Source organism: Escherichia sp. R1, assembly GCF_003000935.1.
GTDB classification, from domain to species: domain Bacteria; phylum Pseudomonadota; class Gammaproteobacteria; order Enterobacterales; family Enterobacteriaceae; genus Escherichia; species Escherichia coli.
The window spans coordinates 1-715 of record NZ_PSRU01000086.1 but is presented as its reverse complement, the minus strand read 5'-3'; the positions used below and the strand labels follow the sequence as shown (position 1 = coordinate 715).

Here is a 715-nt window from a genome sequence, read left to right as displayed (position 1 = left end):
CGCCAGTTTGTGGGTGATTTGCTTCTGCAAGCTGCGCAGCCCATTCAAGACCATCTTTTTGACCTTGGAGATAATCAAGTGGCAACTCTTCATGATTACTTGCAGGTTCGGCACCATGAAGCATGGCGGCGCGGCAGGCGTTCCAGCCTCTCACCTCTGCAATAGCGGCAACAGCATCAACCGCGTACATGCTAAGAGGATTAGGCATTGGTTTTTCTTCCGGTACTACTGGCACTGGAGGGGTGGCGTAGAGTGGAACTCCTCCCCCTCCACCAGAAAATTCATTGCGAGCGTTATACTCACGACCATCTGCGTCATCACGCATCCACGCCACCGGTTCTGCTTCCAGCGAGGCTAACGCTATTTCATAAGCCCGGCGCTCAATATTGTCTCTCACGTCCAGGCTGCCTATGCGCTCTTTGATTTCTTTAATCAGTTCTTTGTCGGTAAAAGTGCTCATATCAATCTCCTTTGGTACCAATGTTTACAGCCTGGCAAGCCTCTTTGAGCACCCAGTCAACCGCGTCTTTCCATGCTCCGGTTTCGACTGGCGGATTCTCGCGCTTTACCTGTTCATAGAAGCGTACTGCTTTAACCAGTCCTTCTGATGTCACCGAAGCTGGCGGGGCCGTGAATAACGCCTGAATTTCATAGTTTGGTCTGTCGTTACAATCCTCTTTTGTCGGGACATATTTCCAGTCACCAACCCACTGCT

2 pseudogenes are annotated in these 715 nt (G+C 51.0%); both read right to left on the bottom strand.

Features of this window, described 5'->3' with window-relative positions:
• Window positions 1-460: pseudogene (locus C4F37_RS28150) on the bottom strand (hypothetical protein); the annotation flags it as partial.
• A gap of 1 nt (window position 461) precedes the next feature.
• Window positions 462-715, bottom strand: a pseudogene (locus C4F37_RS27215) (hypothetical protein); the annotation flags it as partial.